The following is a 2334-nucleotide window of genomic DNA, read 5'->3' on the forward strand; positions in this document are numbered from 1 at the left end:
TTGGCCCGGCCGCGCGTGACATCCTTCTCGTTGCGGGTGGCGCGATAGGACGGGCACATCACGCCGCCTTCGAGCTTGCGGCAGGCGCCGTTGTTGTTGCACATCTCGACCGCGCCCTGAAAACCGCCACCGGCGCCGGGATACGCGGACCAGTCCAGCACGGTCTTCAGCTCGGCGACGCGGTAGTCCGGCGGATAGCGGAACAGTGACCGGTCATCCATGCGGGGGGCATTGATGATCTTGCCGGGGTTGAGCACGTTGCCGGGATCGAAGCGCTGCTTGACCTCGCGGAAATCGGCGATGATTTGCGGGCCGAACATCGCCTCGTGAAATTCCGATCGCACCAGGCCATCGCCGTGCTCGCCGGAATGCGAGCCCTTGTATTCCCGGACCATGGCAAAAGTTTCTTCGGCGATGGCGCGCATCGCCTTGACGTCTTTTTCCAGCTTCAAATTGAGCACCGGGCGCACATGCAGGCAGCCTTCGGAGGCGTGCGCATACATGGTGCCGCGGGTGCCGTGCCTGGCGAAAATCTCGTTGAGCCGCGCGGTATAGTCGGCGAGATGCGGCAGCGGCACTGCGCAGTCCTCGACGAAGGAGACCGGCTTGCCCTCCTGCTTCATCGACATCATGACGTTGAGGCCCGCGGCGCGGAACTCGGCGATGCCCGTTTGCAGCGCGGGCTCCGTAATCTCGACGACACCGCCCCATTTGCGTTGCGGCCGGTCCCAGCCAAAACCGAGATCGGCCATCAGATCACCGAGCTGTTTCAGCCGCCTGATGTTTTCGACTTGATCATCCTCGGCGAACTCGACGATCAGCACCGCATCGGGATCGCCGCGCACGGCGGTGCCGATGATCGGCTGGAACATCGCGATCTCGCGCCCCAGCGCCAGCATGGTGCGATCGACCAGTTCGACCGCGATGGGCCGCAGTTTCACCAGATGCTGGGCGGCATCCATCGCCTCGTAAAAACTGCCGAAATGGCAGACGCCGAGCACCTTGTTGCGGATCACCGGCCACAATTTCAGTTCGACCTGGGTAGTGAAGGCCAGCGTGCCTTCGGAGCCGACCAGGAGATGCGCCAGATTGTTCGGCGCATTGCGCGGCACGAGCGCATCGAGATTGTAGCCGCCGACCCGGCGCTGCACTTTCGGGAATCTCTCGGCGATTTCGGCTGCCTCGCGGGCGCCGAGATCCAGCATGTCGCGGAACAGGGCGACGCTGTCGTCGCCGGAATTCACCTCGCCGAAATGCAGCCGGCTGCCGTCGGCCAGCGCCGCATCCATCGACAGCGTGTTGTCGCGCATGGTGCCGTAGCGCAGCGAACGGCCGCCGCAGGAATTGTTGCCGGCCATGCCGCCGATGGTGGCGCGCGAGGCGGTGGAGACATCGACCGGAAACCACAGCCCGTGCTTTTTGAGCTGCCGGTTGAGGTCGTCGAGCACGATGCCGGGCTCGACCACGCACGAGCGGTTATCGAGGTCGAGCGAGACGATGCGGTTGAGGTACCTGGAGAAGTCGACCACGATGCCGTGGTTGACGGTCTGGCCGCATTGCGAGGTGCCGCCGCCGCGAGGCGTCACGATCCGGTCGTCTTCGCGGGCGATCGCGAGCGTCCGCAGCGCCTCTTCCATGGTTTTGGGGATCACGACCCCGGCGGGCATTAGCTGATAAAATGATGCGTCGGTTGCATAGCGGCCGCGGTTGAACCGGTCGAAGAAGACGTCCCCGGTGATCTCCCGGGCCAGACGTGCGGCAAGAGCGCTGTTTTCAGCCGAATCCTGGGACTTTTCGGCCCGCGTCGCCGCCATCGGTTCAATCTCGCATGATGCCCTCATCTCTTGCCTCCCTGCTTTCGCCTTGGCAAGGCAAAGGCTCGCTTTGTTATGCATTGACGGGGCTGCCCTAGCGGGGGACAAGCCCGCCGAATAGTGATATTCGAGCGGCTCGTGAAGCCAGAATACCCCGGGAAGGACGCCACATGACCCTGCACACTGGTAGGCATTTTCTCCAGATTCCAGGCCCGACCAACGTGCCCGACCGGGTGTTGCGGGCGATGGACATGCCCACCCTGGATCATCGCGGTCCCGAATTCGCCGAGCTGGGCCATGCCGTGCTGGCGGGCTGCCAGCGCGTGTTCCGGACCAAACAACCGGGCATCATCTATCCGGCGTCGGGAACCGGCGCCTGGGAAGCGGCGATCGTCAATACGCTGTCGCCCGGCGACAAGGTGCTGATGGCCGAGACCGGCCAGTTCGCGGTGCTGTGGCGCGGCATTGCCGAGAAATTCAAGCTCGATGTGGAATTCCTGCCCACCGACTGGCGGCACGG

General features: G+C 64.1%; 1 protein-coding gene and 1 pseudogene. One reads left to right on the forward strand and one right to left on the reverse strand.

Going from position 1 to position 2334, the window contains the following annotated elements; translation table 11 throughout:
• Positions 1–1814, reverse strand: a 1814-nt coding sequence (locus Q7U29_RS15325) for an FAD-binding oxidoreductase (protein ID WP_304742841.1), incomplete at its 3' end; no start/stop codon positions are given.
• Between the two features lie 170 nt (positions 1815–1984).
• On the opposite strand from Q7U29_RS15325, the pseudogene Q7U29_RS15330 reads away from it, so the two are divergent.
• A pseudogene (locus Q7U29_RS15330) lies at positions 1985–2334 on the forward strand (serine--glyoxylate aminotransferase); the annotation flags it as partial.

It is taken from the genome of Bradyrhizobium sp., assembly GCF_030654605.1.
Classification (GTDB): domain Bacteria; phylum Pseudomonadota; class Alphaproteobacteria; order Rhizobiales; family Xanthobacteraceae; genus Bradyrhizobium.